This is a genomic window from Xanthomonas arboricola pv. juglandis (assembly GCF_905367715.1).
Lineage (GTDB): Bacteria > Pseudomonadota > Gammaproteobacteria > Xanthomonadales > Xanthomonadaceae > Xanthomonas > Xanthomonas arboricola.
Genome location: NZ_HG999362.1, coordinates 466,333 through 485,649, shown reverse-complemented (window position 1 = coordinate 485,649; position 19,317 = coordinate 466,333). Strand labels below are relative to the sequence as shown.

General features: G+C 66.4%; 16 protein-coding genes. 8 read left to right on the top strand and 8 right to left on the bottom strand.

All coding sequences use genetic code 11. The features are described 5' to 3' along the window. Positions 1-119 precede the first annotated feature (119 nt). The 7 genes from KHN93_RS02020 to glpK all read left to right on the top strand — a co-directional run bounded on the left by KHN93_RS02020 (position 120) and on the right by glpK (position 8,245). Positions 120-1,196 (top strand): aromatic ring-hydroxylating dioxygenase subunit alpha, encoded by a 1,077-nt coding sequence (locus KHN93_RS02020; protein ID WP_016904721.1) that lies wholly within the window; start codon positions 120-122, stop codon positions 1,194-1,196. A 20-nt stretch (positions 1,197-1,216) separates the two neighbouring features. Then, a complete protein-coding gene (locus tag KHN93_RS02015) occupies positions 1,217-2,020 on the top strand; it encodes a GntR family transcriptional regulator (RefSeq protein WP_016904720.1) in 804 nt (267 codons plus the stop codon). After that, positions 2,013-2,996, top strand: coding sequence for a PDR/VanB family oxidoreductase (locus KHN93_RS02010; protein ID WP_046345406.1), 984 nt, complete (start codon positions 2,013-2,015; stop codon positions 2,994-2,996). Before KHN93_RS02015 ends, KHN93_RS02010 begins: the two co-directional genes overlap by 8 nt. Before the next feature lie 55 nt (positions 2,997-3,051). Further along, positions 3,052-3,879, top strand: a complete 828-nt coding sequence (locus KHN93_RS02005) for a DeoR/GlpR family DNA-binding transcription regulator (RefSeq protein ID WP_104561294.1) — start codon at positions 3,052-3,054, stop codon at positions 3,877-3,879. Positions 3,880-4,102: 223 nt separating this feature from the next. Further along, positions 4,103-5,617, top strand: a complete 1,515-nt coding sequence (gene glpD, locus KHN93_RS02000) for a glycerol-3-phosphate dehydrogenase (RefSeq protein WP_211921804.1) — start codon at positions 4,103-4,105, stop codon at positions 5,615-5,617. A gap of 177 nt (positions 5,618-5,794) precedes the next feature. Next, entirely contained in the window at positions 5,795-6,613 is an 819-nt protein-coding gene (locus KHN93_RS01995; protein WP_211921802.1) for an MIP/aquaporin family protein, read from the top strand. Positions 6,614-6,745: 132 nt separating this feature from the next. After that, positions 6,746-8,245, top strand: coding sequence for a glycerol kinase GlpK (glpK, locus tag KHN93_RS01990; RefSeq protein ID WP_039517354.1), 1,500 nt, complete (start codon positions 6,746-6,748; stop codon positions 8,243-8,245). Positions 8,246-8,381: 136 nt separating this feature from the next. Here glpK and KHN93_RS01985 read toward each other — a convergent pair whose 3' ends face one another. Both KHN93_RS01985 and pobA read right to left on the bottom strand, forming a co-directional pair. Beyond that, entirely contained in the window at positions 8,382-8,894 is a 513-nt protein-coding gene (locus KHN93_RS01985) for a nuclear transport factor 2 family protein (protein WP_016903479.1), read from the bottom strand. Between the two features lie 260 nt (positions 8,895-9,154). Then, entirely contained in the window at positions 9,155-10,339 is a 1,185-nt protein-coding gene (gene pobA / locus KHN93_RS01980; RefSeq protein ID WP_211921800.1) for a 4-hydroxybenzoate 3-monooxygenase, read from the bottom strand. A 98-nt stretch (positions 10,340-10,437) separates the two neighbouring features. On the opposite strand from pobA, the gene KHN93_RS01975 reads away from it, so the two are divergent. Then, the gene (locus KHN93_RS01975; protein WP_104574371.1) at positions 10,438-11,334 is read left to right on the top strand and encodes a helix-turn-helix domain-containing protein; all 897 of its coding nucleotides are present in this window, start codon (positions 10,438-10,440) and stop codon (positions 11,332-11,334) included. A 504-nt stretch (positions 11,335-11,838) separates the two neighbouring features. Here KHN93_RS01975 and KHN93_RS01970 read toward each other — a convergent pair. The 6 genes from KHN93_RS01970 to KHN93_RS01945 form a co-directional block, all read right to left on the bottom strand. Beyond that, a complete protein-coding gene (locus tag KHN93_RS01970; RefSeq protein WP_211921798.1) occupies positions 11,839-13,320 on the bottom strand; it encodes a benzaldehyde dehydrogenase in 1,482 nt (493 codons plus the stop codon). A gap of 28 nt (positions 13,321-13,348) precedes the next feature. After that, positions 13,349-14,116, bottom strand: a complete 768-nt coding sequence (locus tag KHN93_RS01965; RefSeq protein ID WP_211921796.1) for a coniferyl-alcohol dehydrogenase — start codon at positions 14,114-14,116, stop codon at positions 13,349-13,351. A gap of 33 nt (positions 14,117-14,149) precedes the next feature. Further along, positions 14,150-15,178 (bottom strand): SphA family protein, encoded by a 1,029-nt coding sequence (locus tag KHN93_RS01960; RefSeq protein ID WP_425600166.1) that lies wholly within the window; start codon positions 15,176-15,178, stop codon positions 14,150-14,152. A 121-nt stretch (positions 15,179-15,299) separates the two neighbouring features. Further along, positions 15,300-15,776: a MarR family winged helix-turn-helix transcriptional regulator gene (locus KHN93_RS01955; RefSeq protein ID WP_024938805.1), complete on the bottom strand. Its 477-nt coding sequence runs from the start codon at positions 15,774-15,776 to the stop codon at positions 15,300-15,302. A 578-nt stretch (positions 15,777-16,354) separates the two neighbouring features. Next, a complete protein-coding gene (locus KHN93_RS01950) occupies positions 16,355-17,605 on the bottom strand; it encodes an HD-GYP domain-containing protein (protein ID WP_104561340.1) in 1,251 nt (416 codons plus the stop codon). A gap of 138 nt (positions 17,606-17,743) precedes the next feature. Beyond that, positions 17,744-19,054, bottom strand: a complete 1,311-nt coding sequence (locus tag KHN93_RS01945) for an MFS transporter (protein ID WP_211921794.1) — start codon at positions 19,052-19,054, stop codon at positions 17,744-17,746. Between the last annotated feature and the right edge of the window lie 263 nt (positions 19,055-19,317).

Sequence of the window (19,317 nt, the reverse complement as noted above, 5' to 3'; positions counted from 1 at the left end):
ATACATAACTTCGCTTGCAAGCAGACGCCAGCGCCGGCATGCGCGTCAACTGGTCGCCAGCCGGCGCACCGCTGCCGATCCGCACCCCAGGTTGTATACAAACCCCAGGAGCCACGGTCATGTCCCAGTCCAAGCAGCTGTTTCCCCTCAATGCGTGGTACGCCGTCGCCTGGGACCACGAGATCAAGCATGCGCTGACCCCGCGCAAGGTCTGCAACCTGGATGTGGTGGTCTATCGCACCACTGCCGGGGCCGTGATCGCGCTCGAGGATGCGTGCTGGCATCGCCTGGTGCCGCTGTCGATGGGCAAGCTGCGCGGCGACGATGTGGTGTGCGGTTACCACGGGCTGGTCTACAACAGCCAGGGCCGCTGCGTGCACATGCCCTCGCAGGAGACCATCAATCCCTCCGCGTGCGTGCGCAGTTTTCCGGTGGCCGAGAAGCATCGCTATGTGTGGATCTGGCCGGGCGACCCGGCGCAGGCCGACACCCGCCTGATTCCCGACCTGCACTGGGCGCACGATCCGGCCTGGGCCGGCGATGGCCGCACCATCTATGCCAAGTGCGACTACCGGCTGGTGCTGGACAACCTGATGGACCTGACCCACGAGACCTTCGTGCATGGCTCCAGCATCGGCCAGGACGAGATCGCCGAAGCGCCGTTCGAGGTGATGCATGGCGACCGCTCGGTGGTGGTGTCGCGCTGGATGCGCAACATCGACGCGCCGCCATTCTGGGCCAGCCAGATCGCGCGCCATCTGGATTACCGCGGCAAGGTCGACCGCTGGCAGATCATCCGCTTCGAAGCGCCCGGCACCATCGCCATCGACGTCGGCGTAGCCATCGCCGGCACCGGTGCGCCGGAGGGCGACCGCAGCCAGGGCGTCAACGGCTACGTGCTCAATACCATCACGCCGGAAACCGACACCACCTGCCACTACTTCTGGGCGTTCATGCGCAACTACGCGCTGCACGACCAATCGCTGACCACGCTGACCCGTGCGGGCGTCACCGGCGTGTTCGGCGAGGACGAGGCGGTGCTGGAAGCGCAGCAACGCGCCATCGACGCGCATCCGGATCACACCTTCTACAACCTCAACGTCGATGCCGGCGGGATGTGGGCGCGCCGCGTGATCGATCGGCTGATCGCCCAGGAGCAGCGCGCGCAGGAACTGTCGCTGCGCATGGTGGGCTGAGCACCGCATCGGAGGTTTCCATGTCACCCGCCACCCCGTTTCGCAGCAGTGCCGCGCAGACCACGCGCGCACTGCTGTCGCTACGCGAACTGATCCTCGACGGCACCCTGCCGGCCGGAACGCGCCTGTCCGAGCTGGCGGTGGTGCAGCGGCTGGGCATGTCGCGTACTCCCGTGCGCGCCGCGTTGCAGCGGCTGTGCGAAGAAGGCCTGGCCAGCGCACTGCCCGGCGGCGGCTATGCGGTGCAGGCCTTCAGCGAACGCGACGTGCACGATGCGATCGAATTGCGCGGCACGCTCGAAGGCCTGGCCGCGCGCATGGCGGCCGAGCGCGGAGCATCGGCCGCGGCGCTGGCCCAGGCACGCCAGCTGCTGGACACGCTCGACCGCATCGTCGGCTCGCCGTTGCACGCCATCGACTTCAGCGCGTACGTGCAGGCCAATGCGCAGTTCCACGCGTTGCTGGTGGCCATGGCCGGCAGCGATGTGCTGGGCCGCGAGCTCACCCGCGTGCTGCAGCTGCCGTTCGCCTCGCCCAACAGCCTGGTCATGGCGCAGACCACCAGCGCCGAGGCGCGGCTGATCCTGACCCTGGCGCAGGACCAGCACCGCGAAGTCCTGGCCGCCATCGAAGACCGCCAGGGCGCGCGCGCCGAAGCGCTGATGCGCGAACACGCACGGCTGGCCCATCGCAATCTGCGCCACGTGCTGCAGACCCCGGCGGCGATCACCCAGGTGCGCGGCGGCGCGCTGATCGGCCGCGCCCATCCCGCCACTGCCGGCAGCAGCCGGCCCACCCCTCTGCCTGGAGTTCCCCATGCGTAAAGACACCCAGTGGCACCGCGCCCATGTGGTCAGCATTGCCGACGCCTGCGAGGGCGTGCGCGAAATCGTGCTCGACCCGGGCACCGCGGCGCGCGGCTTCGAGGTCGGCAGCCATCTGGATTTTCGCGTGCAGTTGCATGGCCGCGCCGACGTGCGCTCGTACTCGCTGGTGGGCGAGCCGCGTGCCGATGGCTACTACCAGATCGCGGTACGGCAGATGCCCGACAGCCGCGGCGGCTCGCGGCACATGTGGACGCTGCAGCCCGGCGATGTGGTGGAGATCTCCCCGCCCAGCAACAACTTCGCGCTGGACGAGGGCGGCGAGGAGATCCTGCTGATCGCCGGCGGGATCGGCATCACCCCGATCATCGGCATGGCGCAGCGGCTGGCGCGCCGCCACCGCGCGTTCCGCCTGCTGTATGCCGGGCGCACGCGCCGTGCGATGGCCTATGTCGACGAGCTGGAAGCGCTGCTGGGCGAGCGCCTGCAGCTGCAATGCGACGACGGCGCCGGCCCGGCGGATCTTGCTGCCGAGCTGGCGCGGCTGTCGCCCAATGCCGAGGTGTACGTGTGCGGCCCGCTCGGCATGCTCGAGGCGGTGCGCCAGCACTGGCATGCCGCCGGGCGTCCGCGCGCGCGGCTGCATTTCGAAACCTTCGGCAACAGCGGGCGGGTGCCGGCGCAGGCGTTCGTGGTCAAGCTGCCCGGGCTTGGCCTGGAAGTGCCGGTGGCCGAGAACGAATCGATGCTGGATGCGCTGGCCGACGCCGGAGTCGAGCTGATCGCCGAATGCCGGCGCGGCGAATGCGGGCTGTGCGCGGTCGAGGTGCTGGACAGCGCGGCCGATATCGATCACCGCGATGTGTTCTTCAGCGACGAACAGCGCCGCGAGAACCGCAAGCTGTGCGCCTGCGTCTCGCGCGCGGTGGGCGGCAGCATCAGCATCGATACCGGCTACCGCGGCGAGCTGGGCTGAGCGCAGCCATCGGCACGCCGGCGCTCGCGCAGCGCGTGTTTGCATCCTCACGCGCATGCGCGATCATCTGCGCATGGAGTCGAATCACTACAGGACGGTCCCGGCGCCGGCACTCAACCCGCGCCAGGAACAATTGGTGGCATTGGTGCGGCAGCAGGGCTTTGCCGAGGTGGAAGGGCTGGCGACGCGCTTCGAGGTGACGCCGCAGACCATCCGTCGCGATCTGACCCTGCTGTGCGATGCCGGCGTGCTGCGCCGCTATCACGGTGGCGTCAGCATGCCCTCGAGCGTGGAAAACCTGGCCTACACCGCGCGCAAGGCGCTGCAGGCGCGCGAAAAACAGCACATCGCCGCGCAGGTCGCCCGCTTCATTCCCGACGATGCCTCGTTGTTCATCAACCTGGGCACCACCAACGAAGAGGTCGCGCGCGCCTTGCTGCAGCACCGCGGCCTGCGCGTGATCACCAACAACCTCAACGTGGCGGTGATGCTCAGCGCCAACCCCAGCTTCGAGGTGATCGTGGCCGGTGGCGTGGTGCGCGGGCGCGACCAGGGCGTGACCGGCGAGGCGACGGTGGAACTGATCCGGCAATTCAAGGTGGACTTCGGGGTGATCGGCATTTCCGGCATCGATCTGGACGGCACCCTGCTGGACTTCGACTACCAGGAAGTGCGCGTGGCCCAGGCCATCATCGAGCACTCGCGGCAGGTGCTGCTGGCCGCCGACCACAGCAAGTTCGGCCGCAATGCCATGGTGCGACTGGGCACGATCGCCCAGGTGCACGACTGGTTCACCGACCGGCCGCCGCCGCGGGAACTGGCCGCCGTGCTGGCCGAGGCCGGCACCCGCGTGCATCTGGCCGAGCCTGGCGACGCCGGCTGAGCGAATTGTTCGTTTTTGTGCGTTTGCGGTACGGCGTGCCGATCTTGTCGCCCTATTGATCCGCTTTGGCTATCGAAGATCCAGCTTCGATAGGCCGAATTGCTCTTTATCCGTTTAGTTTTCAGGCCTGACAGCTCTTCACGTCCCGAAAAGGTTTGATGTTCGAATATGTTCGAACATGACAACTTGGGTTCGCTACTGGCGCGCCCGGACGGAGACACCGATGGGCGAGACATACGATCTTCTGGTGATAGGCGGCGGCATCAATGGGGTTGGCATCGCCCGCGATGCGGCCGGGCGTGGCCTGTCGGTGTGCCTGTGCGAACAGGACGATCTGGCCGCGCATACCAGCAGCGCCAGCACCAAGCTCATTCACGGTGGCCTGCGCTACCTGGAGCAGTACGAGTTCGCGCTGGTCGGCAAGGCGCTGGCCGAGCGCGAGGTGTTGCTGCGGCTGGCCCCGCACATCATCTGGCCGCTGCGCTTCCTGCTGCCGCATCAACCGCATCTGCGCCCGGCCTGGATGATCCGCGCCGGGCTGTTCCTGTATGACCATCTCGGCGGCAGCAAGCGCAGCCTGCCGCGCTCGCGCCGGCTGTCGCTGCGCACGCACCCGGTGGGCCAGCCGCTGCAGGAATCGCTGCGCACCGGCTTCGTGTACTCCGATGCCTGGGTGCAGGATGCGCGGCTGGTGGTGCTCAATGCGATGGACGCTGCCAGACGTGGCGCACAGATCCGCACCCGCACACGCTGCGTCGGTGCCTGGCGCGATGCAGGCTTCTGGTACGCCGAGCTGGAAGACCGCGACGGCCGCCGCCGCACCGTGCAGGCGCGTGCGCTGGCCAACGCGGCCGGGCCGTGGGCGGTGTCGTTCCTGGACAAGGTCGCCGCAGTGCCGCACAAGCACGCACTTCGCCTGGTCAAGGGCAGCCACATCGTGGTGCCCAAGTTGTTCGACCACGACCACGCCTACATCTTCCAGCAACCGGATCGGCGCATCGTGTTCGCCATTCCGTATGAGCACGACTTCACCCTGATCGGCACCACCGACGTGGATTACCAGGCCGACCCCGCCGCGCCCAGCATCGATGCGGCGGAAGTGCAGTACCTGTGCGATGCGGTGAACCTGTATTTCCAGCAGCAGATCGCTCCCAGCGATGTGGTGTGGAGCTATAGCGGCGTGCGTCCGCTGCTGGACGACGCCGAGGACAACGCTGCCGAAGTCACCCGCGATTACCAGCTGGAAGTGCTTACCGACGGCGCACCATTGCTCAACGTGTTCGGCGGCAAGCTCACCACCTATCGCAAGCTGGCCGAAGAAGCGGTCGACCGCCTCACCCAGGCGCTGGGTGCCCGCAAGCCGGCATGGACCGCGCGCGGCGATGCATTGCCCGGCGGCGAACAACGCGATATTGCCAGCCTGCTCGAGCGCGTGCGCAACGCATACCCGTGGCTGCCGGCGCCGACCGCGCAGCGGCTGGTACGTAACTACGGCACCTGTGCGGAGCAGCTGCTGGGCCAGGCGCAGGACATCGCCGCCCTGGGCACGCACTTCGGCGCCGATCTGTACCAGGCCGAGGTGGACTACCTGCGTGCCCACGAATGGGCCGTTACCGCAGACGACATCCTGTGGCGCCGCAGCAAACTCGGCCTTCACATCGACGCGGCCGGGCGCGCACGTCTGGAGGCGTATTTGCAGACACACTCGGTCCGGCAGGCGGACGGCGTGCCGGCCTGATCGAACCACGTTGCCGGCGAGGACGGGTCGCGCGGCAACGTATCCTGGCGCATTCGCCGGCATCATCCTGAGTCACGTGGAGGGCACCCTGATGAGCATCACCGAAGACCCCTGCGCGCCAATGCGCGCATTGCACCACCCTGCCTGCATCATCGCCATCGGCACGAGGAAGCGCGCATGAGCCGCCAACTCGTGGGTGAGTTGATTTCCGAGGCGGTGGCGATGTTCATCATCATCGCGCTCGGCGATTCGGTCGCGGCAATGTACGTCCTCTACGACCCCAGCCCGTACCAGAACGCCTATTGGGGCGTGTGCATCGCCTGGGGCCTGGCGGTGACGCTGGCGATCTATGTCACCGGCTCGGTGTCCGGCACGCATGCCAACCCGGCGGTGACGCTGGCGCTGGCGCTGTTCCGCGGTTTCTCCTGGAAGAAGGTGCTGCCGTACTGGGGCGCGCAGGTGATCGGTGCATTCCTGGGCGCGGCCATCGTCTACCAGTTGTACGGCCCGGTCATCGACCACTACAACCAGGTGCAGCAACTCACCCGCGAAGCCGGTGGCGCCGCCGGGGTGTTCTTCACTGCACCCGGCCTTGCGGTCACGCCGATGCATGCGCTGGTCGACCAGATCATCATCACCGCGTTCCTGATCTTCGGCATCTTCGCCATCACCGAACAATTCAACGAAGCCGCGCCGACCGCCAACTCCGGCGCGCTGATGATCGGCCTGCTGGTGGCGACGCTGGGCGCGTCGATGGGCTATCTGGAAGCCTGGGCGATGAATCCGGCGCGCGATTTCGGCCCGCGTCTGTTTGCCTACCTTGCCGGCTGGGGCGAGGCCGCGTTGCCTGCCAAGGACAACTACTGGTGGATTCCCATGGTCGGCCCATTGATCGGCGGCCCGATCGGCGCGCTCGCCTACCAGTGGCTGATCCTGCCGTTCCTGCCGGCACGCGTGCGCCATCTGCAGGGCGGCAAACCGCTCGATCCGCGCTGATCGCCCTGCTGCACGACTGACAGCACTGCGCTGCCGCCAGACAGGCTGGGTTTTATCGGCCTTTCGCGCAGCAGCGTGCACTGCCCCCTTTCTCGCCGTGCGCCAGCGCCGGCATTGTTCGAGGAATCTCCGATGGAAAAGCAGTACGTCCTTGCGATCGATCAGGGCACCACCAGTTCACGGGCGATGTTGTTCGATCGCAACGGCAAGGTGGCCGGCGTGGCGCAGCGCGAGTTCGGCCAGATCTTTCCGCAGCCGGGCTGGGTGGAACACAACCCGCGCGAGATCATGACCAGCGTCTACACCACGATCACCGAGCTGCTCAACAACGCGCAGATCGATGCGCGCTCGATCGCCGGTATCGGCATCACCAACCAGCGCGAGACCGCGGTGGTGTGGGACAAGGCCACCGGCCAGCCGATCTACAACGCCATCGTGTGGCAATCGCGGCAGACCAAGGACATCTGCACACAGCTCAAGGAGGCCGGGCACGAGCAGATGGTGCGCGACAAGACCGGTCTGCTGATCGATGCGTATTTTTCCGGCACCAAGGTCAAATGGATCCTCGACCACGTCGACGGCGCCCGCGAGCGCGCGCGTAACGGCGAGCTGGCCTTCGGCACCATCGATAGCTGGCTGATCTGGAATCTCACCGGCGGCAAGGTGCATGTCACCGACTACACCAATGCCTCGCGCACGCTGATGTACAACATCCACACGCTGGAGTGGGACGCCGAGCTGCTGGCCATGCTCGACGTGCCGAAGGAAATGCTGCCGGAGGTGCGCTCGTCCAGCGAAATCTACGGCATGACCCAGACCCAGTATTTCTACGGCGAGCAGGTGCCGATCGCCGGGATCGCCGGCGACCAGCAGGCCGCACTGTTCGGCCAGGCCTGCTTCGAGCCGGGCATGGCCAAGAACACCTATGGCACCGGCTGCTTTGCGCTGATGAATACCGGCGACAAGGCGGTTGCGTCCAAGGCCGGTCTGTTGACCACGATCGCCTGGGGCATCGACGGCAAGGTCGAATACGCGCTGGAAGGTTCGATCTTCGTCGCAGGCTCGGTGGTGCAGTGGCTGCGCGACGGCCTGCGCATGCTTGGCAAGGCCAGCGACTCGCAGGCCTATGCCGAACGTGCCGGCGACAACGACGGGGTCTATCTGGTACCGGCCTTCGTCGGCCTGGGCGCACCGTATTGGCGCAGCGATATCCGCGGCGCGGTGTTCGGGTTGACCCGCGGCACTACCAAGGAACATTTCGTGCGTGCGGCGGTGGAATCGATGGCCTACCAGACCCGCGACGTGTTGACTGCGATGCAGGCCGATTCGGGCATCGAGCTGAAGGAACTGCGCGCCGACGGTGGCGCGATCGCCAACGACTTCATGGCGCAGTTCCAGAGTGACATGCTCAACGTGCCGGTGCTGCGACCGGAAGTGGCCGAAACCACGGCACTTGGTGCGGCCTATCTGGCCGGTCTGGCGACCGGGTTCTGGAGTAGCCGCGAAGAGATCGCCAAGCAGTGGGCGGTGGATCGCCGCTTCGAGCCGACCATGGCCGACGACAAGCGCGAACAACTCTATGCCGGCTGGCAGCAGGCGGTGGAAGCGACGATGGGCTTCCGCATCAGCTGACCGCTGCGCTTAAAAGACAACGCCCACTATCAGGCGGGCGTTGTCGTTTCCGTCAACCACTTGCATGGGTTGCTGACGACCTGCATGGATCACGCATTGCAGGGCTGCACGCTGCAGCCCTGCAGTGCAGTAGCGATTACTGGCCGCCGCTATTGGCGCGGCCGGCAATGGTGTCCGGATCCCAATGCTCCTTGATCAGGCCTTTTTCGATGCGGAACATGTCGAACCAGGTGGTGGTGTAGGTGGTGCCCGGTTTGTTCGGATTGGGCAGGGTGCGCACCGACACCAGCGTGACCAGATCGCCGTCGGCAGTGATGGCCACCAGCGGCAGCTGCACGCGCGGCTGCACCGGCGTCGGCTTCACGAAGGCGGTCAGGAAGGCAATGAACGCATCGCGGCCATTGGCCACATTCGGGTTGTGCTGGATGTAGTTCTTGTCCATGTACATCGGCGCATACTGCACCTGGCCGGCTTCGAACACGATGCGCCAGAAATCGTAGACCAGCCGCTTGTTGGCGGTTTCATACCAGGTGGAGCCGAGCAGCATCTTCTGGTGGTTGGGATTTTCAGTCACTGCGGTCTGCGCGAACGCAGCCACCGGCGCCACCAGCATGACCAGCAGCAAGGCGCGGGAGAACAGCTTATTCATGGAAGACTCCTTATGTGGAGACGGGCACTGCATTGGCAGGGATACCAGCACGGTGCACCGTTGATTGGGGGACGACGCGCCTTGGCATACAGGGTTTTCCACGCGTCGCCGCCAGCCTAACGGCCGCGTCCGCTCGCCCGCTAGCCGCCCTGGAGTGCACCAGGGCACCTGCGGTATGGGTGGTAATCAGAAGATAACCACGGCAGTCAGTTTTTCTATCGCGCACGCACGAGGCGTCTCGGCGGCGGCCATCGCTACGCTCAATCCGGCAGCTCCACCAACGGCAACCCTGCATAGTTTTCGGCCAGGGTGGCGCGCCCGGCCTCGCTGTCCAGCAGATAATCCAGCTCTGCGGCATGAATGCGTGCGGTGAATGCGTCCTGATCGTCGAAGGTATGCAGCAAGGTGGTCATCCACCATGAAAACCGTTCGGCCTTCCACACCCGCTGCAATGCCAGCGCCGAATACTGCTGCAGCACCGCGGTATCGCCACGCGCGTTCCAGCGCTCGAACAATTGCGCCAGCAAACCGACATCGGCCAGCGCCAGATTCAGGCCCTTGGCGCCGGTGGGCGGCACGATATGCGCCGCATCGCCGGCCAGGAACAGCCGCCCGTACTGCATGGGTTCGGCGACGAAGCTACGCAACGGCGCAATGCTCTTCTCGATCGACGGCCCAGTGAGCAGTTGCGCAGACAAGGCGTCTGGCAGACGCGCACGCAACTCATCCCAGAATGCCTGATCGCTCCATGCCTCTACCCGCGCATCGGCCGGTACCTGCACGTAATAGCGCGAGCGCGTTGGCGAGCGCATCGAACACAAGGCAAAGCCGCGTGGGTGCTGCGCGTAGATCAACTCGTCGTTGACCGGCGGGGTGTCGGCAAGCACACCAAGCCACCCGAACGGATACACCCGCTCGAACAGGCGCAGTCGCTCCGGCGGGATGCTGGCGCGACTGATGCCATGGAAGCCGTCGCAGCCGACGATATAGTCGCAATCGATACGCAGGCGCTGGCCATCGTGGGTGAATTCCACCGCGGGCATATCGCTGTCCACTCCACACAGCGTCACGTCTTGCGCGCTGTAACACGTTGGCGCAGCGCTGCGCGCACGGGCCTGCATCAGATCGGTAGTGACCTCGGTCTGGCCGTAGACGGTGACGCTGCGTCCGCAGCCGCGCAGCAGATCGATGCGCTCCCGCCGGCCATCCAGCGACAGTTCGAAGCCGTGATGCGGCAAGCCTTCGCGTTGCACGCGTGCGCCAACGCCTGCCCGCTGCAGCAGCGCCACGCTGCCCTGTTCCAGCACGCCGGCACGGATACGCCCCAACACATGCTCCGGGGTCTGCCGCTCGATCACCACGGTATCGATACCGGCCCGCAGCAACAGTTCGCCCAGCAACAGGCCGGAGGGGCCAGCGCCGATGATCGCGATCTGGGTTCGCATGCAATGCTCCTGCCTCAGCCGACGGATGCAGGCCAGTGTGGGTAGCCAAGCACATGCTTTGAAGGGATGATTGCGTGCAGTGCTTGGACTTTTCGACGATGCCCACACGCGCACACGCCACTGCCGCAGCTGCTGCGGTTCCCGCCTTCGGCCTGTATGGCGAGCAGCATGCCGACACGCCCGAGCTATTGCATTGGGAGTCGATTGCCGCACGCAGCCGGCTGCATGACTGGCGCATCGCCCCGCACCGGCACGAAGACCTGGCGCAACTGCTGTACGTGCAACGCGGGCCGGCGACGCTGCAGCTGGATGGCCGCAGCCAGCGCGTGCGTGGCGCAAGCGTGATCTGGCTGCCACCGCTATGCGTGCATGGTTTCAAATTCGATCCACAGGTGCGCGGCCACATCATCACCGTGTGCATGCCATTGGCACGTAATGCCTTGAGTGCCGCGCCACTATTGCAGCGTGCACTGGCCGTCCCGCAGGTCCTGCAAGCACGCCGCGCACGCGGATTGCTCGACGTGCTGTTCGCCAGTATTGCCGGCGATCACGCGTACCGACGCATCGGCCACGAGGCCGCATTGCACGCCGCCGCAGCGCAGCTGTTGATCTGGACCGCCCGCACGGCGCTGGAGCACGCGCAGGATGCGGCTGCGGTGAGCCCGTACGCCGACCCGGCACTGCGCCATCTGCGTGGTTATCAGGCCTTGATAGACCAGCACTACCGCGCGCACTGGCCGATCTCCCGTTATGCCGAGCAGCTGGGTCTGACTCCGGGCCATCTCAACGCGTTATGCCAGCGACTGGCCGGCGCCTCGGCACTGCAGTTACTGCAGCGCCGGATCATGCTCGAAGCACGCCGCAGCCTGCGCTACACCAGCCTGAGCGTGCAGCAGATCGCCGCCAGCCTTGGATTTTTCGACGCTGCATACTTCAGCCGCTACTTCGCACGCCATGCCGGCTGCTCGCCGACGCAATTCCGCGCTGGCGAGTAAGAGCGGCTGGTCTGGAGCTTGGCTGCAGAGCCCTTGCGATAGCTCAATCGTAGAGCGGTTGATCTGCGGCTTTGTTGCAGGGCCCTTGCCCGCCCACCATCGCAGGACACGCCGCAAGTACATCCCTGCAGGCTCTTACGCGGCATCCATGCCGCGTAAGGTCCTGCGACGGTGAGCGGGCAAGGACCAGTTGAGATGGTCGGTCTTTTGCAGCAGTTGCCCACGCATTAGCTCAATCCTAGAGCGGTTGATCTCAGGCTCTGCGGCACGGCCCTTGCCCGTCCACCATCGCAGGACACGCCGCAAGTACGTCCCTGTAGGCTCTTACGCGGCATCCATGCCGCGTAAGGTCCAGCGACGGTGAGCGGGCAAGGACCAGTTGAGATGGTCGGTGCGCAAGGTTAAGAGCAGTGCGCTTGGACATCGCGGCTAGATCAACCCCAGAGCGGCTGATCCACGGCTCGCCTGCAGCCCCGCCCCCCCGGGTCAGTTGCACCGCGCCGGTCAGAACGGGTACTGCGGCAATTCGTTCTTGATCGTCAGCCATTGCCAGTGGGTGTACTGCTCCCAATCGGCCGGTCCGCCGACACTGGTGCCGTTGCCCGACGCGCCGGTCCCGCCGAAGGGATTGATGACTTCATCGGCAACGGTCTGATCGTTGATGTGCAGCAGGCCGGTGTGCAGCTTGTCGCCCAGGCGCATCGCGCGCGACACCGACGCCGACAGGATGCCCGCAGCCAGACCGTACTCGCCATGGTTGGCCAGTTCCGCGGCTTCTTCGTCGGTATCGAACACGGTGATGTTGATCACCGGGCCGAAGACTTCCTCGTCGAATGCACGCATGCCCGGACGCACGTTGGACAGCACCGTCGGCGCATAGAACAGGCCTTGGTTGCTGGCGCCGGCCTCCACCACCGCACCGGCGGCGACGCTGTCGTCCACGATATCGATCACGCGCTGCAGCTGGCGCTGGTCGATGATCGGGCCCAGTGCCACGGTGCCGCTGACTGGGTCGCCGACCGGCAGATGCCTGGCTTTTTCGGCCAGCCGCTGGGTGAATGCATCGGCAATCCCGCGCTGGACCAGCACGCGGCCGGTGGCCATGCAGATCTGTCCCTGATGCATGTAGGCGCCGAATGCCACCGCAGAGGCGGCCTTGTCCAGATCGGCGTCGTCGAGCACGATCACTGCATTGTTGCCGCCCAACTCCAGCGACACCTTCTTCAAATGCCGGCCAGCGATCTCGCCGATGCGCCGCCCGGCCGCGGTGGACCCGGTGAAGGCAATCATCGGGACATCCGGCGATTCGACCAGCGCCTGCCCGATGGCGGCATCGCCATGCAGTACATGCAGTAGTCCCTTCGGCAGGCCCGCTTCTTCCAGCACCTGCGCGATGACCACGCCACCGGTATACGGCGTGCGCGGGTCGGGCTTGAGCACCACTGCATTGCCCATCGCCAGTGCCGGGGCGACCGAGCGCAGCGACAGGATCAGCGGGAAATTGAACGGGGAAATCACTGCGATCACGCCCAGCGGCAGATGCCGCGCCAGGCTGAGCTGACCGGCGCCCGTCGGCAGCACCTGGCCGACCGCCTGCAGCGGCAGCGCCGCAGACTGCTGGTAGATCACCACCGACTCGTTCACTTCGCGCTGGGCCTTGGGCAGGATGCCGCCGGTTTCGCGCGCGATCAGCAGCGCCGCTTCGGCACTGCGCGCTTCCATCAGCTGCGCGGCACGGTGAAACACCGCAGCGCGCTCGCGCGGCGCAGTGGCTGCCCAGGCACGCTGCGCTTTCTTGGCCAGCGCCACGGCAGCGGCGACATCGGCCAGGTCGGCCTTGCCGACTTCGTGCAGCCGCGTGCCGGTGGCCGGCTCGATGATCTGCACGGTGCCGCCGTTGCCGGGCACCCAGTCGCCGTTGAAGATGCAGCCATGCCACGCCGGAGCGGCGCTTGCGACAATGGCGGTATTGGGGAGAGCGTTCATGGTCTAGCCTCCTGCTGAGGGGGTGGTGTTACAGAGTGGTGGACGCCAGCCCGCCATCGACCGGCAGGGTGATGCCGTTGATCCAGCGCGCCGCATCGGAGGCGAGAAACACGATGGCCTCCGCCACCTCGTCGGCATACGCCGGCCGCGTCATGCGCTTGGCATCTTCCTTGACGCGCTCCTCGCCGAGCATGGTGACGAAATCGCCAAGAATCGGCGTAAACACCGGCCCCGGCGAGACGTTGTTGACGCGCACGCCGTGCTCGGCGAACCAGGGCCGCGACTGCAGCAGCGTCCACACGATCAGCGCTTCCTTGAAGTACTGGTAGCAGGTGTCGTGCGCCACCGGATGCGCCTGCAGCCATGTATGGCCAGACGCAAAGCTGTCGGTGGCGGCCAGTTGCTTGTGCAGTTCCAGGCGCTGCGGCCACTCGGCGCCCAGGATGGAGGCCACATTGATGATGGAACCACCGGGCGTCATGCGCGGCAGCAGCGCCTGGCTCAAATGGCGCAGGCCCAGATAGTTGACGCGCGCCACCACCTCCAACGGCGCGGTACCGGGGACGCCAGCCACATTGGCCAGCGCATCGATACGCGCCGGCAAGGCCTGCACCAGCGCATCGATGGATGCCGGATCGCCAAGATCAGCTTGGTGGAACCCGTGCAGCGACATCTGCACCGGCGTGCGATCGACGCCGATCACCGTGGCGCCATGGAAACGGGCCAGACGCGCGACTTCGGCACCGATGCCCGATGCCACGCCGGTGACCACGATCGTCTTGTTCTGCAAATTCATTGCCACTCTCCGAAGAGGCCGGATGTACCGGCGCTAGAACACATGGACGTACTGCAGGTTGACGTTGTTGCCGGAGGCGGCGTTCTTGACCTCCACCGGCAGATACACATTGGCGAACAGCATGTTGTTGGCATCCATCCGCCATACGCCACCGGGACCCGCATAGAACACGCTCTGGCGGGTGTCGGCCACGCGCTGCCCATTGGTGCGGTTGTCGCGGAACTGGGTGAGGTAATAGGCATTCACGCCAAGCCGGATGTCGGGTACCACTTCCCAGGAGGTGGCGAAGTTGATCCAGCCCGCGTCGCCGGCCTGGCCGTTGCGGAACTCGAAGCCCGGCGGCAGGTTCGGGCGCCGCTCGCTGCGGAAGTTGTAGATGTAGTTGATGCGTGCGCTGACTTCCCAGTTGGGGGTCGGGAACAAGGTGAACGCATATTGCGGCACCAGCGACCAGTAGCCGGCGCCCTGATTGAGGTCGCGATCGCGGTCGAACTTGCCGATCGGCGCGATCGCATCGATTTCGAAGCGCTGCGAAAATACCGGCCTGCCATTGCGGATCACCGGCAGCATCTGCAGATACGGGCCGAAGGTCAGGTCACCCACGCCAGCGCCGTTGTCGCGCAAGCTGGCAATGCTGTTGCGCCCGAACGAGGCATCCAGATTGATCAGCGGCAGCAGCGTGTTGATGCCCACTGCGCCGCCGAAGAGCTTGTACGGGGTGACATAGGCGACCTGGGTCAGCAGCAGGGTGGAATCGATGCGTGGGCGGTCGAACACCGGTACGTCGTCGCCGCGGGAATCCTTGATCGCGTCCAGTGAGCTCTGGCGCAGATAGGTGATCACCGCCCAGCCGGGCGTGGTGCGGGTGAAACCGTCCAGATAGCTGGTGCCGCCGGTATTGATGCCGTTGGTCAGCGTCGTACTCTGCGGCAGGCTCTGTGCGCCGGCCGTGCCGGCAGCAAGCAGCGACACCACGCCAAACGCTGCGCGGCGCAGTGCCGACGCGCGGGAAGACAACCTAGACAGGACCGATCGATAGCTCACTGCGAACATCTCCAGCATTGGGAGGAACAGCGGGAACTGCGGCGGGACAACGGTCAGGCAGGCGCAATCGACACGCCGGCAACGGCGCGTGCGCAGGTCAACAGGAAAGCTGGCCGTGCGCCTGCACGGCAGCGGCGGATTACGCGGTGTCGAGCCGGTCCAGCCGGTCGAGTGCGCGCAGCAACGGCGCCTCGCTGCTGCCCAGCACCACGCTGAGCTGCTGTTCCATGCGCAGCACTTCGGCCTCGGCAGCGCTCAGCAGGGTCACGCCGGCGCTGGTCAGCGACAGATGCTGCATGCGTCGGTCCTGGCGTCCGCGCACCTGCCGCAGCAGGCGGCGCTTGACCAGGCGTGCCACCACGATCGCCAGGTTGGGCGCCGACACGTGCAGCACGTCGCCGATCTGGCGCTGGTTGATGCCCGGGTTGCCGTCCACCAGCATCAGCAGCGAGAAGTCGACCGGCTTGAGGTCGAACGCAGCAACGCAGTCCTGAAACATCCGCCGCACCAGCAACTCGGTGCGGGTGATGCGGTAGCCCAGCAGCCGCAGCAGGCGTGCCTGATCCACCGTAGTGACGGCATCCGGCAGCGGTACGGCAGTGGCAGTGACGGACATGACGGTTCTCGCAGCGAAGACGACAGGCGGACCGGTGCGCGCAACGCTCACCGCCCGCAACGCCGATCCGCGGCGTGAGCTGCATTGTAGACGCGCGCAGGCATGCCGATGTGGGCGTGGCCGCCGAGCGCGTGGCACCGCCGTGCAGGCAGGCGGCCACAGGCTGGTGCCAGTCCAGCGCCAGCACGTGGCGGCCACATGCGGCGGCACGCAGGTGTGGGAAGCGACGGTCATCCAGGCACGGCTGCGACATGGGATCCGGGGTCGGCAAGTGATTGCGTTCCGGAATAGTTATGGATCATAACTACATTGCCAAGCTGCAGCGCAGCATGGTCGCGCCCGCCAGGCTGACTCGGCGGGCCGATAGGCCTGGCGGGCATGGTGGCAACCGCCTGTGACCGGCGAGCCGGGCACAGGTGCGCGCGGTATGCCGGCCCTGGCGGCGATGGTGGCAATCACGACGGCAAGGCCGCGGCCCTCGCCCGACGACACTTGCGGACCCAGCCCACTCGCCCAGCGCATCTCCGCGCCAGGTAGGCCGCGTGCACACGCGCGGCGTGTGGCCAGTGGGTTACGGGTTACGGCAGCCAGAGCTTCTCGAGATCGCGGAAGCCCCAGTCCGAGGGGCTTTCCATCTGCGCGATACGGTCCTGGCAGTCCGGGCGCGACAGGTCGATGTCCTGCACCAGCACATGGCTGCGCAGCTTGGCCGAATAGAACACGCGCACCTTGGGCTTGAGCAGCGCATCGGGGGTCTGCTCGATGACCACCGCCAGTTTCTGCGACTCCAGCCGCACCAACGAGCCGACCGGATAAATCCCCAGCCGGCGCACGAAGGCCTGGAACACCACCGGGTCGAAGTGCCCCTGCCACGACGCCATGCGCTTGAGCGATTCGGCCGGATCCCAGCCGCGTTTGTAGGGGCGGTCCGAGCTGATGGCATCGTACACATCGCACACCGCGCCCATCCGCGACATCAGCGCGATGTTCTCGCCCGCCAAGCGGTTCGGGTAGCCGCTACCGTCCATTTTCTCGTGGTGGTGCAACGCGATCTCCAGCACCACCGCGTTCTGCACGCCGCCGGCCAGCAGCAGGCGATGACCGTCCAGCGGGTGCTGGCGCATGATCGCCATCTCTTCGTCGGTGAGCTTGCCGGGCTTGTTGAGGATGTCCAGCGGCGTCACCGCCTTGCCCATGTCGTGCAGCAGGCCGCCCATGGCCGCCTCGACGACCTGCCCTTCGGGCAGACCGAGCTGGCGCGCCAGCCCGCTCATCAGGCCAGCCACCGCCATCGAATGCAGATAGGTGTAGTCGTCGGCGGTCTTGAGCCTTGCCACGCTGATCAAGGCCTGCGGATGCCGCAGGACCGAATCGTTGATGGCTTCCACCAGCGGCATCGCCGCCTCGGTGTCGACGGTGCGGCCAAGCCGCACATCGCGGAACATCGCCTCGACCGTATCGCGGCCGTCTTCGAAGATCTTGCGTGCGCGCACCACTTCGGACTCGATGCCGACCTGCGCGGTGACGCTATTGGTCCGCGCGGTGCGCGTGGTGGTGGCCGGCTCGGGGGGGTCCGGTGCCGGCGGCGGCGCTTGCTCCGGCTCCGGCTCAGGCTGCGGATCGGGCGCGTCCGGCGCCGCCGTGTCCAGGTCCAGGCCACGCGCGGTGTCGATCACCAACTGCTCGATCCGGCTGCCATGGATCTTCTCCACGTCGTCCGAATCGACCAGGAACGAGGTCTTCCAGAACGGGTGGTGCACCCACGCGCCCAGCAGCTTGTAGACATACATGCCGGGGCGGAGTTGGTCTGAATCGATGGTTCTGAGCATGCCGGCGCTGATCTGCAAATGGTCCGCGGAAGAGCCCGCCACGACGATGGAGGGTCTGTCGGGTTATCGGCAGTGCGCAGGATTTCTTTGGTCCGGTAGAACTCGCTCGCGCCGTGCGGCGACCGCTGGCTGAGCAGTTCAGCGCGCCGGCAGGCGCATGCCCAGCACAGCGATGGCCGCGAGCAGCAGCGGCACGCTGCAGGCCAGGTACAGGGCCGCCGGCGACCAGCCCGCATCCACCAGCACGCCCACGCACAGCGGCGAGGCGATCGCACCGAAGCGGCCCACCCCGATCGCCCAGCCCATGCCGGTGGAACGCACTGCCGCCGTGAAGACCACCGGCGCCACCGCATACAGCCCGGCGATGGCGGCAAACAGCACCGCGCCGCTCAGCACCGCAATGACGAACGCCCAACCCAGCACCGTGCTGTACCAGCCAAAGGCCATCAGCGCCAGCGCCGACAGCCCCAGCACACCGGCGGTCAGCCACGACAGCCGCGCACGCGCGGCCAGCGCGCTGAAGATCGCACCGCCGGCGATCCCGCCCAGATTCAACAACACGCCACCGGTCACGCCCTGCTCTGCCGACAGGCCGGCCACGACCAGCAACTTTGGGGTCCAGCTGAGCACGAAGTAGAACGCGAACATCAGCAGAAAGAACGCCAGCGCGATCAACAGCGACTGCCGCCGCAATGCCGGCACGAACAGGGCCGCATAGCCCCGCGCCCGATCGGAGCCATGCGGCGGCGGTGACGGCAGTACCGCCTGCGGCGGCATGCCCATGCGCGCAAGCACCGCGTTGAAGCGTACGCCAGCACCGGGCGGGCGACGCGCGATCAGAAATTCCAACGACTCGGGCAAAAACGCCAGCACCAAGGGCACACACAGCAGCGACCCGAGCGCGCCGAGCACAAACACCGCGTGCCAGGACCAGTGCTGCAACAGCAGTGCTGCGATCGCGCCGCCCAGCGTCGCGCCGATCGGATAACCGGTGGCCTGCAGCGCCAGTGCCGTGCTGCGCCACTGGGCGGTGGAATATTCGGCAGCGATGACCGCAACGCAGGCCAGCATGCCGCCGATGCCGATCCCGGTAAATGCCCGCAACGCGCCGAGTTGCCACACCCCGGTGGCCAGCGCCGAGGCGCTCATGCCCACGGTCAGTATCGCCAGGCATGCCAGGATCGTCGCGCGCCGCCCGATGCGGTCGGCCAGCGGCGCCAGCAGCAACGATCCCACCGCCATGCCGACCAGGCCGGCACTGAACAAGGCCCCGAGCAGCTTGCCCGACAACTGCCACTGCGCCGACACATGCGGGGCGGTGAAGGCCATCGCCATCACATCGAAGCCATCGAGCATGGTCAGCAACACGCACACCGCCACCGCCCTCCACTGAAACGGCGTCATGCGTTGCAGTACGAAGGGTGCAGGTGTCGCGGCGCTCTGGGTCATCGGGTGATCCTGGTTAGGGAGGGCAGCTGCATTGGTAACCTCACGCATGGCCATGCGCTCACGCAGCGCCACCACGACGAAGACGCAAGCGCGCTGGAAGCTGCGACGGCCTTCGACAGCGCAGCGGTACTGCATTGCGGCAACGACAGTCGGGGTGTTGCAACGTCACCGCACGCTAGGCCGATCGCAGAGGGCGTTCAAGACGGCGGCCTGCACGGGTGTGCGCTTATCGAACAAGCCGGCAGCGCGCTTCGCTTATCCCG

Coding starts and splice junctions, on each gene's coding strand:
- KHN93_RS01995 (WP_211921802.1), top strand. CDS start 5,795: ATGAGCCGCCAACTCGTGGGTGAGTTGATTTCCGAGGCGGTGGCGATG.
- pobA (WP_211921800.1), bottom strand. CDS start 10,339: ATGCGAACCCAGATCGCGATCATCGGCGCTGGCCCCTCCGGCCTGTTG.
- KHN93_RS01975 (WP_104574371.1), top strand. CDS start 10,438: ATGCCCACACGCGCACACGCCACTGCCGCAGCTGCTGCGGTTCCCGCC.
- KHN93_RS01945 (WP_211921794.1), bottom strand. CDS start 19,054: ATGACCCAGAGCGCCGCGACACCTGCACCCTTCGTACTGCAACGCATG.
- KHN93_RS02020 (WP_016904721.1), top strand. CDS start 120: ATGTCCCAGTCCAAGCAGCTGTTTCCCCTCAATGCGTGGTACGCCGTC.
- KHN93_RS02015 (WP_016904720.1), top strand. CDS start 1,217: ATGTCACCCGCCACCCCGTTTCGCAGCAGTGCCGCGCAGACCACGCGC.
- KHN93_RS01955 (WP_024938805.1), bottom strand. CDS start 15,776: ATGTCCGTCACTGCCACTGCCGTACCGCTGCCGGATGCCGTCACTACG.
- KHN93_RS02005 (WP_104561294.1), top strand. CDS start 3,052: ATGCGCGATCATCTGCGCATGGAGTCGAATCACTACAGGACGGTCCCG.
- KHN93_RS01960 (WP_425600166.1), bottom strand. CDS start 15,178: ATGCTGGAGATGTTCGCAGTGAGCTATCGATCGGTCCTGTCTAGGTTG.
- KHN93_RS01970 (WP_211921798.1), bottom strand. CDS start 13,320: ATGAACGCTCTCCCCAATACCGCCATTGTCGCAAGCGCCGCTCCGGCG.
- KHN93_RS02010 (WP_046345406.1), top strand. CDS start 2,013: ATGCGTAAAGACACCCAGTGGCACCGCGCCCATGTGGTCAGCATTGCC.
- glpD (WP_211921804.1), top strand. CDS start 4,103: ATGGGCGAGACATACGATCTTCTGGTGATAGGCGGCGGCATCAATGGG.
- KHN93_RS01985 (WP_016903479.1), bottom strand. CDS start 8,894: ATGAATAAGCTGTTCTCCCGCGCCTTGCTGCTGGTCATGCTGGTGGCG.
- KHN93_RS01950 (WP_104561340.1), bottom strand. CDS start 17,605: ATGCTCAGAACCATCGATTCAGACCAACTCCGCCCCGGCATGTATGTC.
- KHN93_RS01965 (WP_211921796.1), bottom strand. CDS start 14,116: ATGAATTTGCAGAACAAGACGATCGTGGTCACCGGCGTGGCATCGGGC.
- glpK (WP_039517354.1), top strand. CDS start 6,746: ATGGAAAAGCAGTACGTCCTTGCGATCGATCAGGGCACCACCAGTTCA.